We start from the raw sequence: 19,725 nt of genomic DNA on the forward strand, positions 1-19,725 counted from the left end.
CACGGCGAGACACTCGGGCGGGCCGTCGAGGCCCGCCGTGACGGCTGATGGCATCACAGGCAGCCTCCGCTGTGCCGGCGTAGTGCGTTCTCCACTGAGGAGTACCGCATGCGCCTTCGTGGCGCATGCGGGCGCCGCCGATGGCAGGAAGGACCCGCCCCTGTGCGGGAGGTGAGCAGGAGGACGTCGGCCCCGGCAGACGGCAGCCGGTGTCCGTCCGGCATCGCGACCTCCGTGATCCCACCCGCACGGATATCGGCGGCACGGACGGGAAAGCCCCGTCAGATGATCCGCAGCACATCCCGTACGGGCCGTCTGGGCGTGGCCGGGCCCTTCGGCCCGTACCCCAGACGGAGCACCATCTGTACGTGGCCGACCCCCGACGCCGGGTCGCGGGCCAGCAGGCGCAGCTCTCGGTCCTCCAGGGGGTGCGAGGTCAAGGAGGTGGACAGGCCGGCCAGAGTGCCCTCCAGCAGGACGCGCTCCAGTGCCTGGCCGGCCCTCAGCCAGTCGGTGGGGCCGTCACCCCGGGTGCTGAGCAGGGCCAGGTGCGGAGTGCGCTCGAAGGCCGTGCTCCCTCGGTCCGCCACCGGCCTGCGTCCGGAGAAGTCGCGCACGGGAGCCTTGCCGTCCCTCTTGCGCGGGCCGAAGGCGTACTCGGGGACACCGTCGGCGGCCGTGTCCGCCTCACCGCCGAGCCTCGTCCAGCGCACCACGTCCTCGTTGACCTCCGGGTGCAGCAGGTCGCGGCTCTCGGCGTCGCGGACCAGATCGAGCAAGGTCTCGACGTGCCAGCGGCCGGGGAAGAGCAGGACCGCCTCCTCTCGGGCCGCGGCCTCCTGCAAAGCGGCCCGGACGCCCTCGGGGATGTCCCTCTCGGAGAACGGGTGACGGCTCGTGCGTCGCTGCGGGATCGCCGGATGCAGCCGCCACAGGTCCTTCTCCTGCGGAGTCTCCGTCGGATCGGCCAGCCGCACGGCCGCGAGGAGCAGCGGGTCCCGCGGGTCGGGAAGCAATCGGATCTGTGGCGCCAAGGACGCGTGCACGGCGGAGACGCGCAGGTTGAAGAGGGCCGCCCCGCAGCCGATGTGCAGCGCGCGGTTCCCGGGATCGGACCGGGGCATGGTCCGGTCCGGATCGGCGCGCAGCTGCAGAAGGCGCTCCCCGGCCACGTAACGGAAGCGCCACGGCTGCGCGTTGTGCATGGACGGGGCGGTGGTGGCTTCGGCCACCAACGTGGTCACCGTCTTCTCATCGAGCCGAACCTGGAACATGGAGTCCTCCTTGCGACCCGACCCACAGGGCGAGGCACGTCATCTCGCCCTCTCCATTGTTCGTCGGGCGCGCTGTTCGCGGGAGGGCCGGACAGCCGCCCGTCGGCGCCGACGGCATGGGCCGAGGGTCCCGGTGGCGGCAGCCGGACGGCCCTTCCCACCGGCCCCGGGGACGGACGACGCTGGGAACCGACCTGGCCGCACGCCGATACGAGCGAGGTGAGCGTCATGTCGGACGTGACCACCACGGACCTGTACGAGGTGACGATGGCGCTGTCCTACCTCCGCGAGGGCATGGACGGGCCCGCGACGTTCAGCCTGTTCGTATGGAGCCTGCCCCCCGAACGGGGCTTCCTGGTGAGCGCCGGTGCGGAACCACCCGCGTCGGCACCTCGACGGACGCCCCGTACCTGGACTCCCCCTTCAAGCTGGTGGACTACGACGGCCGCCCGGTCATGAAACTGTCGTCCGCCAAGATGACACTGCCCGGACGCAAACAGGTCTTCCGCCGTCCGGGCGGCGACGACGTCATCGCCCTGTGGGACGAGCCGGTGCCCGCCGGCGCGGAACCGCTGCTGCGTACGGTGATGAGCGGCGGTCGCCGTCTCGGGCCGCCGGACACTCTGCCGCAGGCTCACGCCCGCTTGACGGCGGACCTGGCCGGACTGCCCGCCGATGCCCTGCGGATCCGCTCTCCCCGGCCGTGCCGGGCCGTGGTGTCCGAGCCCCTGTCCCGGCTGACCGCGGAGATACGCGGGCGGCTGGGCGAACCGGACGGCGTCGCCCCCGCCCGGGCGGTCCCGCGCTGACCGGCTGCCCGGCCCGTCCCTCGGCTGGCGCGGTGGCACGGCACCGGGCAGCGTGGACCCAGCGGACAACACTCCTGTGAGGTGATCATGCAACCCTCTGAGGCGGTACCACGGGTGGTCGTGGGCGTGGACGGGTCCCCGTCCTCCTATGCGGCGCTGCGCTGGGCGGACCGCTACGCGCGGACCGTCGGCGGCGTCGTGGAGGCGATCCACGTCTGGGACACCCCGTCCGCCACGGGCTTCAGCGGGCCGGCCGTCGACCCGGACTTCGACCTGCAGCAGGCACGCGAGCGTTTCGCGGAGGAGCTGGGCGCCGTCTTCCCGGACGAGCGGCCGCCGGGGTTCAAGGACGTACTCGTCGAGGGTGACCCCTCGGAGGCGTTGATCCGCGCTTCGGAGGGGGCCGACGTCCTCGTCGTGGGGCGCCGGGGGCGAGGAGCCTTCGCCAGGGCGATGCTGGGGTCGGTGAGCCAGCGCTGCGCCCAGCACGCGGCCTGTCCCGTCGTCGTGGTCCGGCAGGAGAAGGACCCGGTTCACTGATCCCTCTCACTGGAAGGCCGCGTGGATCTCCTGCTCGTCGGCGTCGTGCGAGACGAGCAGGAGTTCGTCCCCGGGCCGCAGAAGGAGGTCGGGGTGGGGGGCGGTGGGGTCCCCGTCCCGTACCACTGTGGCCACCAGTGTGCCCTCGGGCAGTGCCACGTCGCCGAGACGTCGGCCCGCCGACCTCGATCCCGCCGTGATGACGGTCTCGATGACGCCCACCCCCGCGCTGCTCAGCCGCATCAGGGCGACGGTGTCCGTCGCTCCCGTGGCCTCCTCGATGAGGGACACGAGCGGAGTGGCCGCCGGGACGGCGACGTCCACGCCCCAGCGGTGGTCGAACAGCCAGGTGTTCTCGTCGTCGTTGATCCGTGCGACGACCCGGGGCACGGCGAAGCGCCGCTTGGCCAGCAGACTGATCACGAGATTGTCCTCGTCCCGCCCGGTGGCGGCCACCAGCAGATCCGCGTGACCCGTGTCCGCGCGCGCCTGTACCGCGGTCTCGCTCGCGTCCCCGCACACGAACCGGGCGTCGAACCGGCCCCGCAGCGCGTCCAGTCGTGCGTGGTCGGCGTCCACGACCGTGATCTCGTTCCCCGGCGCCGACAGCACCTGGGCGATCTGCGTACCCAGCCGTCCCGCGCCGGCGATCAGAACGTTCATGTCCCCAGCTCCCTGTCCAGGAATGCACGCAGTCGGCGCAACGCGGGGGCGGCGACGGCGAACGTGACGACGTCGCCCGGGGCGGCGGTGGTGGTGCACAGCGGCAGCAGGGAACGCCCTCCGCGGGTCACCTCGACCACCCGGATCTCCCCCTCGATCTCGATGTCCCTCAGTCTGCGCCCGGTGAGGTGGTGCGGAAGGACCGAGCGGACCAGGACGGTCTCGCCGTTGCCGAACGTGACCTCGGGCTCGAGGTCGCGGTGCAACAGCATCCGGTGGATGCGGTGCACCGACCAGGCCGCGTCGCAGACGGCCGGGATGCCGAACCCCTCGTACAGGCCCACGTGCTGCGGGTCGTGCACTCCCGCGAGCACGATGGGCACGCGGAAGGTCTCCTTGGCGGTGCGGGCGATGACCAGGTTGGTGTTGTCGGCGGAGGCGACGGCGACCAGGGCGTCGCTGCACCCGGCACCGGCCTCCTCGAGTACGCGTCTGCTGAAGCCACTGCCCGCGTGGAAGCGGCCGGCAAGCCCCGGCGGGAGCCGGCGACGCACGTCGGGGTCACGGTCGACGACGTGTACGTCATGGTGTTCGCGGGCCAGTTGGGTGGCCAGGGCGGAGCCGATCCGGCCGCACCCCGTGATGACGACTCTCATCCTTCGTCTCCTTCCGGCCGGGGTGCGCGACGTCTGCGCAGGCGCAGTTTGCGCAGCTCGTCGGCGGCCAGGGGCAGGACGCCGACGATGGTGAGGACGGCCCAGTCGCCCGGGGTGAGAGGCGCGGTGTGGAAAACGCTCCGCAGGAGTGGTACGTAGCTGATGGCCGCCATGAGGGCGATGCCGAAGAGGCCGGCCGCGATCAGACGCGGATTGCCGAGCAGTCCGGCCTCGAAGACGCTCCGGTGCTCCGTGCGTACCGCGAGGGCGTTGAAGAACTGGCTGACCACGATGCCCGCCTGGACCAGGGTGATCGCTTCCCGGTAGACGGGGTCGTCGTAGGAGAACTCCGCGTACGGAATGCCCGAGGCGTTGATGTGCCAGAAGAACACCGCGCACACGCCGGCGGCCTGGATGCCGCCGAGGAACAGGATCCGTCGTACCACGTCGGCCGAGAAGAGCCGCTCGCGGCGAGGCCGCGGCGGCCGGTCCATCACGTCGGACTCCGGCGGTTCGGCCCCGAGGGCCAGGGCCGGGAGCACGTCCGACCCGAGGTCGATCGCCAGCACCTGCACCGCGGTGATCGGCACCAGCGGGAAGCCGGTGAACGTCGCCGCGAGGATGGGGGCGAGCTCTCCGATGTTGTGGCTGAAGAGGTAGACGAGGAACTTGCGGATGTTCTGGTAGACGCCGCGCCCCAGGCGGACGGCCACGGCGATGGAGGTGAAGGAGTCGTCGAGCAGTACCACTTCCGCCGCTTCCCGGGCCACGTCGGTTCCGGAGGCGCCCATCGCCACACCGATGTCGGCGTGTTTGAGCGCGGGCGCGTCGTTCGCCCCGTCCCCCGTGACGGCGACGACCTCTCCCCGGCGCTGCAGGGCGGTCACCACGCGCATCTTGTGCTCGGGACTGACCCGGCACAGCAGCAGTTCCCCGGTGCCGGCGACGAGGCGGTCCACTGCGACGTCGTTCATCTCGTCCAGCCGCGCTCCGGTCGCCACGGTGGGGCTCGGAGTCCGGACGATGCCGACCCGGCGTGCCACGGCCTCCGCCGTCAGGGGGTGGTCGCCGGTGACCATGACGATGCGGATGCCTGCTCGGCGGCAGGCGTCCACCGCCGCACGGACCTCCTCCCGCGGCGGGTCCATCATGCCCTCGAGCCCGAGCAGGGTCAGACCGGATTCGTCCTGATCACGGTCGTCCGCGGATCCGGCGCTCACCGCTTCGGCGACCGCGAGAACCCGCAGGCCCTGTCCTGCCATGCGGTCGGCGGTCTCGGCGACCCGGGTGCGCCGGGCGGCGGTCAGGTCCACGGCTTCCCCGCGGTCGTCGAGACGGGTGCAGCGGTTCAGGACCTCCGCCGGTGCGCCCTTGACGCGTACGCGCCGGGTACCGTTCTCCTCGTGGACGGTGCTCATCAGCTTGCGCACCGAGTCGAAGGGGTGCTCGACGGTCCGTGGTGCCGCCGCCTCCTCGACCGCGAGGTCGAGGCCGGCCTTGGCAGCCGCCACCAGGAGCGCTCCCTCGGTGGTGTCCCCGAGGACGCGCCACCGCTCTCCGTCGCTGGGTGGCAGGAGCCGGGCGTCGCAGCACAGTGCGGCCGAGCGGAGCAGCTCGCGGACCGGCGCGGGGTCACTCACCTCTCCCCGAGGGGCGTACCCCACTCCCGTGACGGTGTGTTCCTGGTCCCAGGCCCAGACCCGCACGACGGTCATCTCCGCCTGGGTCAGCGTGCCGGTCTTGTCCGTGCACACCACGGTGGTCGAGCCCAGGGCCTCCACGGCCACCAGTTTCTTCACCAGAGCCTGGTGCCGGGCCATGCGCCGGACACCGAGGGCGAGGGAGACGCTGAGGGTCGCCGGCAAGCCCTCCGGCACGAGCGCGACCATCACGCCGAGCGCGAAGACGAACGACGGGACCGCGTCCTGTCCGGTGGGCAACCGGACGGCGAACAGCAGCAGGCCCACCGCCAGAGCCGTGCCGGCGACCCGGCGGGCCATCCACGCGACCTCGCGCTGCAGGGGGGTCTTCTGCCGCGGGGCCGCCGCCGTCAGACCGTAGATGCGGCCGAACTCGGTCGACCGGCCCGTGGCGTGGACCAGGCCTCGGGCGACACCGGTCACCACGTCGGTGCCCATGAAGACGAGGTTGCGGGCCTGGGCCGCCTCCCCCTCCGTGGAGGAGTCGGCCGTCCGGGCGACCGGTTCACTCTCCCCGGTGATGGCCGCGTTGTCGACGGCGAGGTCATGGGCCTCCACGAGACGGCAGTCCGCCGGCACGGTGTCCCCGGCTTCCAGCATCACCAGGTCCCCCGGGACCAGCTCCTGGACCGGCACCTCGTCGGGCCGGCCTCCGCGGAGCACCCGGCAGTGGTGCGGGACCATCCCCTGCAGCGTCTGGGCGGTACGTTCCGCCGAGTACTCCTGGGCGAACCCGATGCCGGCGTTGAGCACCACCACGCAGGCGATGGCCACGGCGAGCTGTGCGGTGCCCGTCTGTCGCGGTTCTTCCAGGGCGTAGGCGAGGAAGGTGACGGCCGAGGCCACGATCAGCACGATCGCGAACAGGTCGGTGAACTGGGAAGCCAGTTGCCGCCACCCCGAGCGCCGATGCGGCGCGGGCAAGGTGTTCGGACCGAAGGCCGTGAGCCGCTCACGGACCGTGTCCGGGGTCAGGCCACCGGTCGAGCTGCCGAGCGCGGAGAAGACCTCGTCGACGGCCAGAGCGTGGACCCGCATCCGGGTCTCCACCGGCGAGCCGGTGGACGTGAGGGTCGCGGCCTTGCGGCCCTGCCGTGAGCGGAGGACGTTCATGACGGCGCGGGTCGCTTCGTGCTCCGAGCGTGCCTCACGGGCTCACCCTTGTGTGCGCCGGGAGGCCGCCTCTTCGTCGACGGTCCACCGAACGTCCAGCTCCACGTCCGGAGCCCGGCGCAGCGTATTCGTCACCGTGCAAGGGGACACCACCGAGCGCAGGGCGGCCAGCCGCTCCGGCGACAGAGCGGGGGCCACGACGGTCAGCGAGAGCGAGGCGACACGGGCCGGCCGGTCCTCCGCCATCTGGTCCTCCGCCATCCGGTGCTCCGCGCGGACGGACAGACCGTCCCGGACGGCACCGTGCCGGTCGAGGAAACGTCCCGCGTCATGGGCGGCGCACGATGCCACCGCGGCCACGAACAGCTCCACGGGCGTGGGAGCGGTGTCCTTCCCGCCGTCGGCGAGCGGTTGGTCGACGGTCAGGACGTGGCCGCGGACCCGTATCTCGTAGGCGTCACCGACGACTGGCACCACCTCGACCACACCGGGCACACCCCGAGGCTGCGGTTCCACGGCGGCAGCCTGGAACAGCAGCAGACCCGCCAGGCGCCGGGCCTCCTCGACTGTGAGCGAGGCCCACAGCTCACCCTCGTCGTGGGAGGTGAAGGAGGTGTCGAGGACGACTCGTCCCATCCGGGCCGGCAGCTCCTGCGGTGCGAACCGGGTGACGTTGATCGTGCGACCACAGCGCGTCTGCAGTTTCATCCCGTCTCCTCCTCGGCCCCCGCCTGCCGGGCGCCGCCTGTCGTGTGGCGAAGCGCCGCCGTGAGCGCTCATGCGCCGTCGGCCGGATCGATGCGCCGCCCGGTCAGGCGTTCCACGTCCACGACCAGCCACATCGAGCGCCCTCCCCCGGCCCAGGGCTCGGTGTGTGCCGCCGCGTCCAGCCTGCGCACCGTCTCCGGATCCGTCACGGCTCGTCCCCGACCCACGATCAGGACGCTCCAGCCCTGGCTCATGGCGTCGTCGATGTGGTCGACCTCGAAGGCCACCTCGTTGCCCTCGGCCGCGGCGGCGGTCGAGCCGGGAGCCGTGCGGAAGGCGATCGTCCCGTCCGTCACCTCGTAGTTGACGGGGAGCACCGCGGGCCCGTTCTGCGTGGTCAGCGCGAGACGTCCCACTCCGTGCGTCGACAGCAGGGCGCGGCACTCCTGCGCGTCGAGGTCTCGCAGAACCGGATTGCGAAGCGCCCGCCCCTGGCCGGACGGCAGGTCCGCGCCGCCTCCCTGGAGTTCGACGTACGTCGTCCCCAGGGCGTCGGCCAGCCGCACCAGTGAGCCGAAGCCCGGGTCGGCCGTATGCGTCTCCAGGTAGGCGAGGTACTGCGGCGCCATGCGGGCGCGGCGGGCCACCTCCTCCAGACCGAGGCCTCTGCGCCGACGGGCGGCGGCGAGGCGCCGCCCGATGTCGCCGGCCCGCCCGGTGCGGACCGCGGGATCCACTCGTTCACCGTGAGACCGGTCCGACCGCCCTTCCCCGCCGGGCGCGGGCTGCTCTCCCCCGCCGTGCTGCACGCGCGCGTCCGGACCCGGAAACACGAGCGTGACGTCCCCCGTGTCGGACCAGCGGACGTCGTACGGCGGCGTTCCGTCGTCGTGACGAAGACCGACGATCTCCCCGACCCGCCGACCGACGCCGTCGGCCGGGGTCTCGACGACCAGCCGGTCGCCCAGGTGTGCGTACATGACCGTGGCCTCTCCGTCGGCGGGTCTCTTCTTCCAGCGTCACGCGTCGGTGCCGCGTCCACCAGACGGCTGACGGTCCCTGCGCCACGTGCCGAACGGCCCTTTCTCCTCGCACGCGAAGCCTCGGGGCCGCGGGGTCGCGTTCCGTTCCCGCACCGGCCGATCGGGGCCCATGGGCCCTGGTGGACCACAAGCGGTGCCCGAACGGCCCTGCACCCCAGCGGCTCCCGGCGTCAGGCTGGAGACGGCAGCCGGAGGTGAGCACGATGCGTGGAACCGGAAACGCTCGGCGGGCTCTGTGGCGTTGGCGCCGCAATCCGTTGCTCCGCCGGGAGGACGTGCTCGAGGCGTGGATCCTGCTGATGACGTGGCTGGTGGTAGCGGTGGCGGGTCCCGTGGCCGGAGTGCTCGGAGCGCAGGCCAGTGTGCGCGACGCGGCGCAGCGGCGCGCCGAGCGCCATGCGGCCACGGCCACGCTCGTGAGGGACGCCAGAGGCAGTGCTGTGACCGACGGGACGACGAGGGACCGCGTCGACACCCTCGTGCGCTGGACGGCGTCCGACGGGACCCGGCACTCGGGCAGGGCTTCGGTCGACGTGGGGCTGAAAGCCGGCTCGCGGGTGACGCTGTGGACGGACCGGCAGGACCACCTGGCGGCTGCGCCGCCCACCGCGGCTCAGGCCGGGGTGGACGCCGTCTTCACGGGCGCCGCCTCGTCCTTCGCCGTCGTCGCGGCGGCAGCCGCCGGGTACTACGGCGCCCGGGTGGTACTCGACCGGCGGCGCCGGGCCGCCTGGGAGAACGAGTGGCAGGAGATCGGCTCCCAGTGGGGACGGGCAGCCAGTTGAGCCGGGCCGGCACCACGGACGCGGGGCGCGGCCCGGCAGCCGGCTCCCGGTGCTGAGCGTCCGCCGACCGAGAGGAGAGGCGATGAGCGGCTTCGTGGTCGTGGGGACGGACGGTTCCGCTCCGGGCCTCGAGGCGGTCGCGTGGGCGGCCCGTGAGGCCGAGCTACGGAAGGTCTCGCTCCGGGTGGTGCACGCGCTCGCCCGGCCGGCACACCTGCCGATGGACACCGTACTGCCGAGAGCCGTCAGGGACCGCTTCCGCCAGGAGGCGGACGCGGTGGTCGAAGAGGCGGTACTGCGGGCACGGACGACGGCACCCGGCATCGACGTGGTGGGGCTGGTCCGTCCGGGAGAAGCGCTCACCGTCCTGATGGAGGAGTCCCGGACCGCCGAGCTGGTCATCATCGGACATCGCGGCCTGAACGAGTTCACAGGACCGCTGCTCGGATCCACCGCGATCGGGCTGGCCGCCCACGCTCGGTGCCCCGTCCTGGTCGTCCGGATTCCGAAAGCGCCCGTGGGCCCGATCGTGCTGGGGCTGGACGGTTCGCCCGCGGGGTCGGCAGCGCTGCGCTTCGCCTTCGAGGAAGCAGCGGCCCAGAAGACCCGCATCGTCGCCGTGCACGCCTGGACCGCGTGGAACTCCCCGATGCCACCTCCCACGGATACCTCGGAACCCTACGCATACGGGCCCGGGCTGCTGGCGGCGGAGGAGGAACGGCTCCTGGCCGAGACCCTCGCCGGCACGAGTGAGCTGTACCCCGATGTGAAGGTGGAACGCAGAACCGTGCACGGACCTGCACGCCCGGCGCTGATCGAGGCAAGCCGCACGGCTCGTCTCACGGTGGTCGGTTCCCGGGGCCGTGGGGGTTTCACCGGACTACTGCTCGGCTCGGTCAGCCAGGCCGTCCTGCACCACGCATACAGCCCCGTAGCAGTCGTACGGGGACGACCTCCCGGCCCGGCCGGGGCGAACCGTCTGGAGTGAGGTGCTGACCATGCGCACCGACCCGAGTCCCCAGCCGATCGTGGTCGGCGTCGACCCCGACCCGGACAAGCGCCTGGCACTGGCCTGGGCCGCCGACGAGGCCCGACGGCGCCGGCGCCCCCTGACACTGGTGTACGCGCAGGGTGAACCGGTCCCCGGATACCGGCCCGAGGGCGGCCGCCCGACGTGGGAGCGGTGGCGGGAGGAACTGCACACGACGGGGAGCGACGTGCTCAAGAGCGCGCTCGCCTTCGTCGAGGACCGCTGGCCCGCCACGGAGACCTCCGCTGTGCTGGCCGAGGGACATCCCGCGTGGGTGCTGGCCGAGCAGTCGCATCACGCCGAACTGGTCGTGATCGGTTCTCGCCGTCCGGGCGCGAGTCGGGAGTCGTTCACCTCCGCCGCGGTCGCGCTGCCGCTGACCGCCCGCGCCGCCTGCCCGGTCGTCGTCCTGCGCGAGTCGGAACACACCACCCAGCAGCCCCCTTACCTCGTCGTCGGCGTGGACGGCAGCCCCGACTCGGCGGCCGCCGTCGACTTCGCGTTCGACGAGGCGGACATGCGCGGCGCGAACCTGCGCGCCCTGTACGTCTGGCACACTCCCCTGCTCGGCGTCCTGGACGAACACGCGGCGCTGCAGGAATGGCGTCAGGTGCTCTCCGAGACGGTGGCCGGGCGCACCGCCGCCCATCCGGCGGTGGAGCTGCACCACGAGGTGGTCAAGGGACACCCCGTGGAGGTACTGACCGAGGCCTCGGCCCATGCCCTCGCTCTGGTCGTGGGCACCCGTGGGCGCGGCGGCTTCCGGGGCATGCTGCTGGGCTCCGTGAGTCAGGGCGTTCTGCACCACGCGCGCTGCCCGGTGATCACGGTGCCCCGCCGGCGGCGCCGGTGAGCGCCCGGCGGTCGCCCCGGAGGAGGAAACACGATCATGACGCGGTCCGTGGTGGTGGGAGTCGACGCTTCCCCGTCGGGCTGGAAGGCGGTCAGGACGGCGGCGCACGAGGCCGGACTACGCGGCGTCGACCTGCGGTTGGTGCACGCGTTCGGCCGGCCGGTCCCGCACGTGCCTCCTGGCGGCCAGCCCTGGAACCCCGGCGGGACGGGGATGCGCGAACTCGTGGACGGCACCATGGCCGAAGCCGAACGGCTCGTGCACCGAGTGGCCCCGCAGGTCGGGACCGCCCGCCACGTCACGGTGGGTGAGCCGTTGATGGTGCTGGGGATCGCTTCGCGCACGGCGTCCCTCGTCGTGGTCGGCCACCGGGGGCTGGGTGCTTTCGGCGGGCTGCTGCTCGGCTCGACCACCGGGCACCTGGCGGCCCACGCCCGCTGCCCCGTCCTGATCGTCCGGGGACGGGACGAACCGGACGGGCCCGTGCTGCCGGCCGTCGACGAGGCCCCCGCCTGCGGGGAAGCCGTGCGATTCGCTTTCGCCGAGGCGTCTTTGCGCCATGCTGACCTGCCGGCGGTGCACGTGAGCGGGGAGGGGGAAGCGGACGCCCACGACGGCCCTGCCGATCCGCCGTCCGTCACGCGTGACGGGCGAAGGCCGTGCGCGCGGAGCACGTGCTCGACGCCGCGCCGGCCGGTCCCGTCCGCCGGTGTCCGGAGGTGTCCGTGCGCCGCCCGCCGGTCGCAGGCCGCGTGCGCCGCACTCTCATCGACGCGGACGCGGACGCGAACGCTCAGCTCCTGGTCGTGGGGGCGCGGAGCAGGGGTGGTTTCGCAGGCCTGCTCCTGGGGTCGGCCGGTCAGGCCGCTCCTGCACCACGCGCAGTGTCCCCTCGTCGTCGCACGGCACGAGGGAGCGGGGTGGACACGACGGGGGTCCGGTTCCTGTCCGCCGCGGTCCGGGCAGCGCATGTCTCAAGGAGTGGAGGGGACCGGCCCCCCGTAACCGCCACCGCCGGGGGTGTGCAGGACGAACACGTCGCCCGGCTGAACCGCCATGGAGCCGCAGCCCGCCATGGGCAGGAAGGCGCCCGCCCGCTCCACGTGGTGGTGTCCGAGGGCCCCCGGCTCCCCGCCGGCCATGCCGTAGGGAGGGATCCGACGATGCCCCGACAGCACACTGATGGTCATCGCCTCACGGAATCGGATCCTGCGCACCGCACCGTCGCCTCCGCGCCACCGGCCCACGCCCCCGCTGCCGCTGCGCACGGAGAACTCCTCGACGAGCACCGGTAGACGCATCTCCAGGACTTCCGGGTCCGTCAGGTAGGAGTTGGTCATGTGTGTCTGGACCGCGGAGGCACCGTGGAAGCCGGGGCCGGCACCGGCGCCCGAGGCGACCGTCTCGTAGTACTGGTGGTGCTCGTTGCCGAAGGTGACGTTGTTCATGGTGCCGCTGCCCTCCGCCTGCGCGGCCAGCGCGGCGTAGAGCGCCCCGGTGACCGCCTGTGAGGTCTCCACGTTGCCGGCCACGATGGCGGCCGGTGACGCGGGGGCGAGCATCGATCCCTGCGGGACGAGGATGCGCAGGGGCCGCAGACAGCCGTCGTTCAGCGGGATGTCCTGGGCGATGAGCGTGCGGAAGACGTACAGCACGGCAGCGGTGACCACGGAGGTCGGCGCGTTGAAGTTGGAGTCGAGCTGCGGCGAGGTCCCCGTGAAGTCGACGGTCGCCTCGCGCCGGCCGCGGTCGACGGTGACGCGAACGGCGATCACCGCGCCGGAGTCGGTCTCATACCGGTACGCCCCGCCGGTGAGGGTGTCGAGAGCCTGTCGGACGGCTTCCTCGGCGTTGTCCTGCACGTGCTGCATGTACGCCTGCACCACGTCGGGGCCGAAGTGCCGGATCATCCGGTCGACCTCGTCGACGCCCTTGGCGTTGGCGGCGACCTGGGCGCGCAGGTCGGCCAGGTTGGTCTCCGGATCGCGTGAGGGGTACGGCGCACCGGTGAGCAGGTCCAGGGTCTCGGTCTCCCGCAGACGGCCGTCCTGGACGAGCAGCCAGTTGTCGAAGAGGACGCCCTCCTCCTCGATGCTCCGGCTGTCGGCCGGCATCGAACCGGGCGTCAGGCCTCCGATCTCCGCATGGTGCCCGCGAGAGGCGACGTGGAACAGAACGGTGCCGGCGTTCGGAGTGCCGGCCTCCCCGAAGACGGGCGTGATCACCGTGATGTCGGGCAGGTGGGTGCCGCCGTGGTACGGGTCGTTCACCGCGTACGCGTCTCCCGGCCGCATGCTCCCGGCGCGGCGGCGGACGATCTCCCGGACGGCGGTCCCCATGGATCCCAGGTGGACCGGGATGTGCGGTGCGTTGGCGACGAGATTGCCCTCGGGGTCGAAGAGGGCGCAGGAGAAGTCCAGGCGCTCCTTGATGTTGACGGACTGGGCCGTCGCCGCGAGTCGGGCGCCCATCTGCTCGGCGACGGAGACGAACTGGCTGTTGAAGATCTCGAGCATGACGGGATCGGCTCTGGTCCCGGCCCTTTCCCGGACCACGGTGGCGGTCCGGGTCAGGCGGAGGTGGCCGGTCTCGGTGACCGTGGCCTGCCAGCCGGGATCGACGACGGTGGTCGCGTTGTCCTCGGCGATCACGGCGGGGCCTCGCAACACCGCTCCGGGACGCAGCCGCCCGCGTTCCCGGAGCGGTACGGTCCGCCATTCGCCCCCGATGTGGAGGCGTGTCGTGGGCGCGGCCGTCCCACCGCAGGGCGGGCCCTCGCCGCCGAGTCGGTCGAGGTCGGGCTGGAAGGTCAGTCCCCGAGCCTCGACGGAGAGGGCCTCGACCACGACCGGCCGCTCCAGCAGGAACGAGTAGAGCGCACGGTGGCGCTCGGTGAACGTCCCTGCCATCTCCGCTGCTTCACCGAGCGGTACGGTGACGGACGTGTCGGTCCCGTCGTAGCGCAGCCGCGCCGTCCGGGTGACGCGCACGCGCTCGTCCGGCGTGCCCTGAGCGGCCAACCGCGCCCGTGCGGTGGCCTCGAGCCGGTCCGCGGCGGTACGGACCCCGTCCATGTGCGCGTCGTCCAGGACCAGCTCCAAGGACTGCTCGTGCACGGTCGTGACGTCCGCGAGCCCGATGCCGAGGGCGGAGAGCACGCCGGCGAGCGGCGGCACGAGAACGGTGCGGATGCCGAGGGCGTCGGCCACGGCGCACGCGTGCTGGCCGCCGGCCCCGCCGAAGGCCGTCAGGGCGTATGCGCGGACGTCGTGGCCCCGGTGCACGGAGATGCGCTTGACGGCGGCGGCCACGTTGGCGACCGCCACCCGGAGGAAGCCCTCGGCCACCTCTTCGGGAGTCCGCCGGTCACCGGTGGCCTCCCGGATCCGGGCCGCGAGCTCGGTGAAGCCGCGTCGTACGACGGTCTCGTCCAGCGGCTGGTCACCGTCGGGACCGAACACGCGCGGGAAGCGGGCCGGCGGGATGCGTCCGAGCATCACGTTGGCATCGGTCACCGTCAGCGGACCGCCCGCGCGGTAACAGGCCGGTCCCGGACGCGCCCCGGCGGAGTCCGGGCCCACTTGGTAGCGTCCGTGGTCGAAGCGGAGGACCGAGCCGCCCCCCGCGGCGACCGTGTGGATGTCCAGCATCGGCACCTGCAGACGGACTCCGGCGACGCGGGTGACCGGTACCCGGTCGAACTCACCGGCGAAGTGGGACACGTCCGTCGAGGTGCCGCCCATGTCGAAGCCGACGACACGGTCGTGTCCGGCCCGCCGCGACAGACCGGCCATGCCGACGATGCCACCGGCCGGGCCGGAGAGCACGGCGTTGGTGCCGCGGAAGTGGTCCGCCGCTGCGAGACCTCCGTTCGACTGCATGAACAGGAGCCGGACACCGGGCAGCTCACGGGAGACGTCGTGCACGTATCTGCGCAGTCCCGGTGAGAGGTAGGCGTCCACGACGGTGGTGTCGCCGCGAAGGACGAGCCGGGTGAGCGGTCCGACGGCGGAGGAGAGCGAGACCTGGGCGAAGCCGAGGGAGGTGGCCAGCCGACCGACGGCACGCTCGTGCGCGGGATGCAGCGCACTGTGCATACAGACGACCGCGACCGCGCGGATCCCCTCGGCATACGCACGCCTGAGCTCGACCGCGAGGGCGTCCAGATCGGGCGGGCGCAGCACCTCGCCCTCTGCGGTGACGCGCTCCTCGACCTCGATGACGCGTTCGTAGAGGGCCTCCGGCAACTCGATCTCCCTGGCGAAGAGATGCGGGCGGTTCTGGTAGCCGATGCGCAGGGCGTCACGGAAACCGCGCGTGATCACCAGTACCGTGCGTTCCCCGGCACGTTCCAGCAGGGCGTTGGTCGCCACGGTCGTGCCCATGCGGACGCTGTGGATGACCTCGTCGGGAACCGACTCGCCCGGGGCCAGCCCGAGAAGGCGTCGGACACCCTCGACGGCCGCGTCGCGATAGCGGCCGGGATCCTCGGACAGCAGCTTGAGAGCCCGGATACGGCCGTCCGGCGCCTGGGCCACGACATCGGTGAAGGTGCCACCCCTGTCGATCCAGAACCGCCAGCCGTCGGAAGGGGTACCGCTGGGCATGCTCGTGTCCTCCTCCCGTCCCGTCGGGTGACGCCGCCGTCCCCCGCGTCCCAGCATGAGCCATTCGCCGTGAGACGCGAGAGGATCACGCGCGGACCGGACGGGCGGGTTCCATACTGGAACGGGACACGCACGGCGATGGCCGGGAGGTGGGCGCTCATGGCCTCCCTGACGGTGGGGGTGTGCCGCGAGACGACTCCCGGGGACCGCCGCGTGGCCGTCCCGCCGAGTTCCGTGCGCGAGTTGCGGGCCCTGGGCCTGGACGTGCTCGTGGAGGTCGGTGCCGGCGAGGGCCTGCGGCTCACCGACCAGGCCTACCGGTCCGCGGGCGCCGGCATCGGCTCGCGGGAGGAGGTCCTGGCCGGGACCGACGTCGTGGTGGCGCTGCGACCGCCCGCGCTCGTCGCCGGACGCGGCTTCCGGCACGGTCAGGTGCTGGTGGCGCTGATGACCCTGTTCGGGTCGCCCATGAGCACGCCGTTCCTCGTCCGCGCATGGTCCGACCGGGGCCTCACCGTCATCGGCCTGGACCTCGTGCCCGAGGCGGAAGGAGCGGCCCGGCCCCTCGACGCCGCGGCTTCCCTGGAACAGCTGGCCGGCTACGAGGCTGCGCTGCTCGCTGCCGGACTCCTCGACCGGCCGGTTCCCGCAGGAGGCACATCCGCTCTCCCCGGCACGGCCGCTCGGGTCGTGATCGTCGGCCGTGGACACGCCGCGCGTCGGGCCGGACGGACCCTGCGGTCCTGCGGGGCCGACGTGTGCACGGTGGACGGCCCGCCGCCGGACCTCGCGGACTCGGACATCGTCATCACCTCGGTCCGCCGCGGGTTCCCCCACCACCCGCGGATCCTGGTGACCGCCGAGTCGCTCCGAACGATGCGCCCCGGCTCCGTGGTCGTCGACATGACCGCCGACGCGGACGGAGGAAGCGTCGAAGGCGTTCAGCCGGAGGGGGTGACGCGGGTCGGGCCGGGGGTGACCGTGGCGGGCGCGGGCCGACTCGCCGAGCGCCTGCCCCGCGTCGCGTCCGAAGCCTATGCCCATCACGTCATCGCCTTGATGAGGCGCATCGCTCCGAGGGGGGTCCTCGACATCGACCCGGCGGATCCTGTGCTGTCGGCGGTGCTGGTCGCACACGGCGGCCTCGTGCTGCGGGAGGAACTCTGGCGTTCGATCGTGGAGGAGACCGCCGTAGCGGGTCTCCCTTGACCTGGCTGGTCGTCGGATCAGCGCCGCCGGGGGGCGGTTTCCCACCCGTGCAGCGCGACGTGGGTCAACGCCACCGTCCGCCAGGCGCACTCCTCGTAGCAACGGCCCAGAACCGCCGCGTCCGCGGCATCACGGGTGGAACAGTCCAGGCCGCCGGCCAGCAGCAGGTGGCTGAGGCGGCGCTGGCGCTCGGCGATGTCGGCGAGGCCCTGGTTCAGCAGAGACGGCGGACCGGGCAGACGGAGGACGTCGTGCGCCTGTGCCATGAGGGTCTGACAGGCCGCACCCAGTTCTCGTACGTGCGCTGCGACGGGCTCGGTGAAGGGCCGCGCGCCGCGCCCCAGGACGATGTCGCCGACCTGCTCGATCAGTACGGCGATGCGCCCCGTGTCTCCCCGTACGTACAAGGCGGTCAGAACGGAGCGCCGAGCCGATTCGTCCGGTGCACTTCCCAGGGCTGCGGAGGTGGCCTCCTCAGCCTCTCTCCGCAATGATGTCAGGCTCCTGAGGAAGGGTGCCGGCGAGTACTCGGTCTCCGCGGCTCCGTGCGCCGTGATCAGGCGAGACGCCTCGCGCAGAGCATCGCGGGCCTTGAGCAGGAGAGACGGCACCCGGTCCGTCTCCCAGCTCACGCAGGTGCTCGTCAGGTCAGCTGCCCGGTGGTCCACCTTGACCTCCTCGTCGAGACGCGCCCTGTCCGACCCGCCCCCGCCGGGCATCGGGCGGCGCCTTCACCCCCACACCGCTCACCGACCAGTATTCTCCTGCCCGGACCCGATCGCCGCGCCCGCCAGGGCGCGTCGCCGCCGGCCACCGTCCCCGGTCCCGGTTCCGGGGCGGCGGTGGGCATCGAACGCCGCGCCCTCGTCGGCCCCCGGCCTCCCCGGTCGAAGGCAGGGCGGTCTCATCCGGCGACGAGTTCCCGGCCCCTGACCAGTTCCGGCTCGATCCGCACGAACACCTCCACGGGCCAGGCGACCCAGGAGCGCAGGCCGGTCCGGACGAGGCGTTCATGCTCCGTGCGGTCGGTCACCACGGAGGCCGGCCCGGTGACGACGACGCTCCAACCCGAGCGGGACGCCACGTCGACCTCGTCGGCCTCGAACGCGACCACGGCTCCGTCGATGGCACGTACCAGCTCCGAGGCCGCCGACGTTCGCAGCAGCACGGCGCCGTCCGGGTCCAGGAGGAAGGTGACCGGGAGAACCGCGGGGAGGGCGTCGCGGGTGTGGACGATGCGGCCCACAGCTGCTTTGGCCAGCCGTTGCCGGCACTCCTCCCGGTCCAGTTCACGGAAGCCGTCGTTGCGGTACATGTGCCTGTCGTCCTTCACGCGTCCGAAGCCGGGCCGCCCGGCTGGGGCCGGGCGGCCCGGCGCGACTTCAGCCTGTGCCCGCGGCGACGACCTCCCGCTGGGGCCCGCCCAGCACGACCTTGAGGGCCCCCGTGTCGGCGGCACGTGAGAAGACGTCGTAGGCCTCCTCCATGCGCTCGAGCGGGAAGGTGTGCGTCACCAGTTGGGCGAGGGGCAGTCGGCCTGCCGTGGCCATGCGCAGCAGTGTGGGAGTGGAGTGGGTGTCGACGAGACCGGTGGTGATGGTCACGTTCTTGATCCACAGGTCTTCCAGGTGCAGCGTCGCCGGCTTGCCGTGCACACCGATGTTGGCGACGTGTCCTCCGGGGCGCACCATGCGCGTGCACGTCTCGAAGGTCTCCGGCACCCCCACCGCCTCCACGACGACGTCCGCGCCGAGGCCTTCGGTGAGGTCCGCGACCAGTTGCTCGGGGTTCTCCCGGGCGTCGGCCACCGCCTCCGCACCGAGCTTCCTGGCTGCCTCCAGCCGGGAGGCGGCCACGTCCACGGCGATGACGCGTTCGGGCGTGAACAGGCGGGCGGTGGCGATGGCGGCCAGGCCGATGGGGCCGGCGCCCACCACGACGACCGAGTCCCCGGGACGCACGCGCCCATTGAGCACGCCCACTTCGTAGGACGTCGGGAAGATGTCGGCGAGCATCACGGCGTCCTCGTTGCTCACCGCGCCGGGCAGGGGATGGACGGAGAGGTCCGCGAACGGGACGCGGACGTACTCCGCCTGCGTGCCGTCGATCAGGTGACCGAGGATCCAGCCACCTCCGCCGAGGCACTGCCCGTAGACGCCCTCACGGCAGTAGCGGCACCTGCCGCAGGCGGTGATGCAGGACACCAGGACCCGGTCCCCCGGGCGTACGGTGCGTACGTCGCTGCCCACTTCGACGATCTCCCCGACCGCCTCGTGCCCGAGGACCGTGCCGGGACGGACCTCGGGGACGTCCCCCTTCAGGATGTGCAGGTCCGTCCCGCAGATCGTGACGGCGTCGACCCGTACGACCGCGTCGGTGGGCTCTTTGAGGTCCGGGTCGGGCACTTCTTCCCAGGCGGAGTTCCCGGGACCGTGGAACACGTAGCCCTTCATCTCTTCCTCACCCTCTCGCCGATGTCCGGAGGTGCGGGGGAAGCGCCGCCGGCCGGGATCCTAGGGCTCCGGCCCGCTGGAGCCGGCGCGACGGCGGTCGCCCACACCTCCAGCTTGTCGGGGCCGACGATGGCCCGCTTGGGCCGGTCGGCCCCTTTCCGGCCCTGACCTGCACGGCTCGGCCGGTCCCGTCCGGGCCGGGGCGCAGGCCGCGGAAGGGACCGGCCGGCCCCGTGCCCCACCTGTTCGGCCCACGTGGCCTCGACGCCGAGCCCCGATGCT

At 72.6% G+C, this 19,725-nt stretch carries 16 protein-coding genes and 2 pseudogenes; 8 read left to right on the top strand and 10 right to left on the bottom strand.

Annotated features, from left to right (window positions below; translation table 11 throughout):
- Positions 1-281: 281 nt before the first annotated feature.
- Entirely contained in the window at positions 282-1,274 is a 993-nt protein-coding gene (locus JHAT_RS06185) for an Acg family FMN-binding oxidoreductase (RefSeq protein WP_077797024.1), read from the bottom strand.
- Positions 1,275-1,600: 326 nt separating this feature from the next.
- Between JHAT_RS06185 and JHAT_RS06190 the strand changes: the two genes are divergently transcribed.
- Positions 1,601-2,083 carry a hypothetical protein gene (locus tag JHAT_RS06190; RefSeq protein WP_375603546.1) on the top strand — a complete coding sequence of 161 codons (483 nt, stop codon included), beginning with the start codon at positions 1,601-1,603 and terminating at the stop codon, positions 2,081-2,083.
- Between the two features lie 87 nt (positions 2,084-2,170).
- On the top strand, positions 2,171-2,623 hold the full coding sequence (locus tag JHAT_RS06195; protein WP_077797134.1) for a universal stress protein: 453 nt from the start codon (positions 2,171-2,173) through the stop codon (positions 2,621-2,623).
- Between the two features lie 6 nt (positions 2,624-2,629).
- Here JHAT_RS06195 and JHAT_RS06200 read toward each other — a convergent pair whose 3' ends face one another.
- From JHAT_RS06200 to JHAT_RS06220, 5 genes are all read right to left on the bottom strand, one after another.
- Complete coding sequence (locus tag JHAT_RS06200; RefSeq protein WP_077797025.1) at positions 2,630-3,286, bottom strand: TrkA family potassium uptake protein; 657 nt, start codon at positions 3,284-3,286, stop codon at positions 2,630-2,632.
- Entirely contained in the window at positions 3,283-3,942 is a 660-nt protein-coding gene (locus tag JHAT_RS06205; RefSeq protein WP_077797026.1) for a TrkA family potassium uptake protein, read from the bottom strand. Before JHAT_RS06205 ends, JHAT_RS06200 begins: the two co-directional genes overlap by 4 nt.
- Positions 3,939-6,755, bottom strand: coding sequence for a cation-transporting P-type ATPase (locus JHAT_RS06210; protein ID WP_253195411.1), 2,817 nt, complete (start codon positions 6,753-6,755; stop codon positions 3,939-3,941). The genes JHAT_RS06205 and JHAT_RS06210 overlap by 4 nt, the downstream gene beginning before the upstream one ends.
- Positions 6,756-6,797: 42 nt before the next feature.
- Complete coding sequence (locus tag JHAT_RS06215; RefSeq protein ID WP_077797027.1) at positions 6,798-7,463, bottom strand: OsmC family protein; 666 nt, start codon at positions 7,461-7,463, stop codon at positions 6,798-6,800.
- Between the two features lie 68 nt (positions 7,464-7,531).
- Positions 7,532-8,443 (bottom strand): pyridoxamine 5'-phosphate oxidase family protein, encoded by a 912-nt coding sequence (locus JHAT_RS06220; protein ID WP_077797028.1) that lies wholly within the window; start codon positions 8,441-8,443, stop codon positions 7,532-7,534.
- Between the two features lie 266 nt (positions 8,444-8,709).
- On the opposite strand from JHAT_RS06220, the gene JHAT_RS06225 reads away from it, so the two are divergent.
- The 5 genes and pseudogenes from JHAT_RS06225 to JHAT_RS35890 all read left to right on the top strand — a co-directional run.
- A complete protein-coding gene (locus JHAT_RS06225) occupies positions 8,710-9,291 on the top strand; it encodes a hypothetical protein (RefSeq protein WP_077797136.1) in 582 nt (193 codons plus the stop codon).
- Positions 9,292-9,373: 82 nt separating this feature from the next.
- The gene (locus tag JHAT_RS06230; protein WP_077797029.1) at positions 9,374-10,279 is read left to right on the top strand and encodes a universal stress protein; all 906 of its coding nucleotides are present in this window, start codon (positions 9,374-9,376) and stop codon (positions 10,277-10,279) included.
- Between the two features lie 10 nt (positions 10,280-10,289).
- A complete protein-coding gene (locus JHAT_RS06235; RefSeq protein ID WP_077797137.1) occupies positions 10,290-11,174 on the top strand; it encodes a universal stress protein in 885 nt (294 codons plus the stop codon).
- Positions 11,175-11,210: 36 nt separating this feature from the next.
- Positions 11,211-11,573: pseudogene (locus JHAT_RS35825) on the top strand (universal stress protein); the annotation flags it as partial.
- Between the two features lie 353 nt (positions 11,574-11,926).
- Positions 11,927-11,971 (top strand): annotated as a pseudogene (locus JHAT_RS35890) (hypothetical protein); the annotation flags it as partial.
- 177 nt (positions 11,972-12,148) lie between these two features.
- Here the strand turns inward: JHAT_RS35890 and JHAT_RS06245 are convergent.
- The gene (locus JHAT_RS06245) at positions 12,149-15,781 is read right to left on the bottom strand and encodes a hydantoinase B/oxoprolinase family protein (protein WP_077797030.1); all 3,633 of its coding nucleotides are present in this window, start codon (positions 15,779-15,781) and stop codon (positions 12,149-12,151) included.
- A 159-nt stretch (positions 15,782-15,940) separates the two neighbouring features.
- On the opposite strand from JHAT_RS06245, the gene JHAT_RS06250 reads away from it, so the two are divergent.
- The gene (locus tag JHAT_RS06250) at positions 15,941-16,990 is read left to right on the top strand and encodes a hypothetical protein (RefSeq protein ID WP_171990768.1); all 1,050 of its coding nucleotides are present in this window, start codon (positions 15,941-15,943) and stop codon (positions 16,988-16,990) included.
- Between the two features lie 17 nt (positions 16,991-17,007).
- Here JHAT_RS06250 and JHAT_RS34305 read toward each other — a convergent pair whose 3' ends face one another.
- The 3 genes from JHAT_RS34305 to JHAT_RS06265 all read right to left on the bottom strand — a co-directional run bounded on the left by JHAT_RS34305 (position 17,008) and on the right by JHAT_RS06265 (position 19,443).
- Positions 17,008-17,397, bottom strand: a complete 390-nt coding sequence (locus JHAT_RS34305; protein ID WP_143660364.1) for a hypothetical protein — start codon at positions 17,395-17,397, stop codon at positions 17,008-17,010.
- Between the two features lie 497 nt (positions 17,398-17,894).
- A complete protein-coding gene (locus JHAT_RS06260) occupies positions 17,895-18,305 on the bottom strand; it encodes a pyridoxamine 5'-phosphate oxidase family protein (RefSeq protein WP_077797033.1) in 411 nt (136 codons plus the stop codon).
- A 67-nt stretch (positions 18,306-18,372) separates the two neighbouring features.
- Entirely contained in the window at positions 18,373-19,443 is a 1,071-nt protein-coding gene (locus tag JHAT_RS06265; RefSeq protein ID WP_077797034.1) for a zinc-dependent alcohol dehydrogenase family protein, read from the bottom strand.
- Positions 19,444-19,725 lie beyond the last annotated feature (282 nt).

The organism is Streptomyces sp. JHA26, from assembly GCF_002005565.1.
Classification (GTDB): domain Bacteria; phylum Actinomycetota; class Actinomycetes; order Streptomycetales; family Streptomycetaceae; genus Streptomyces.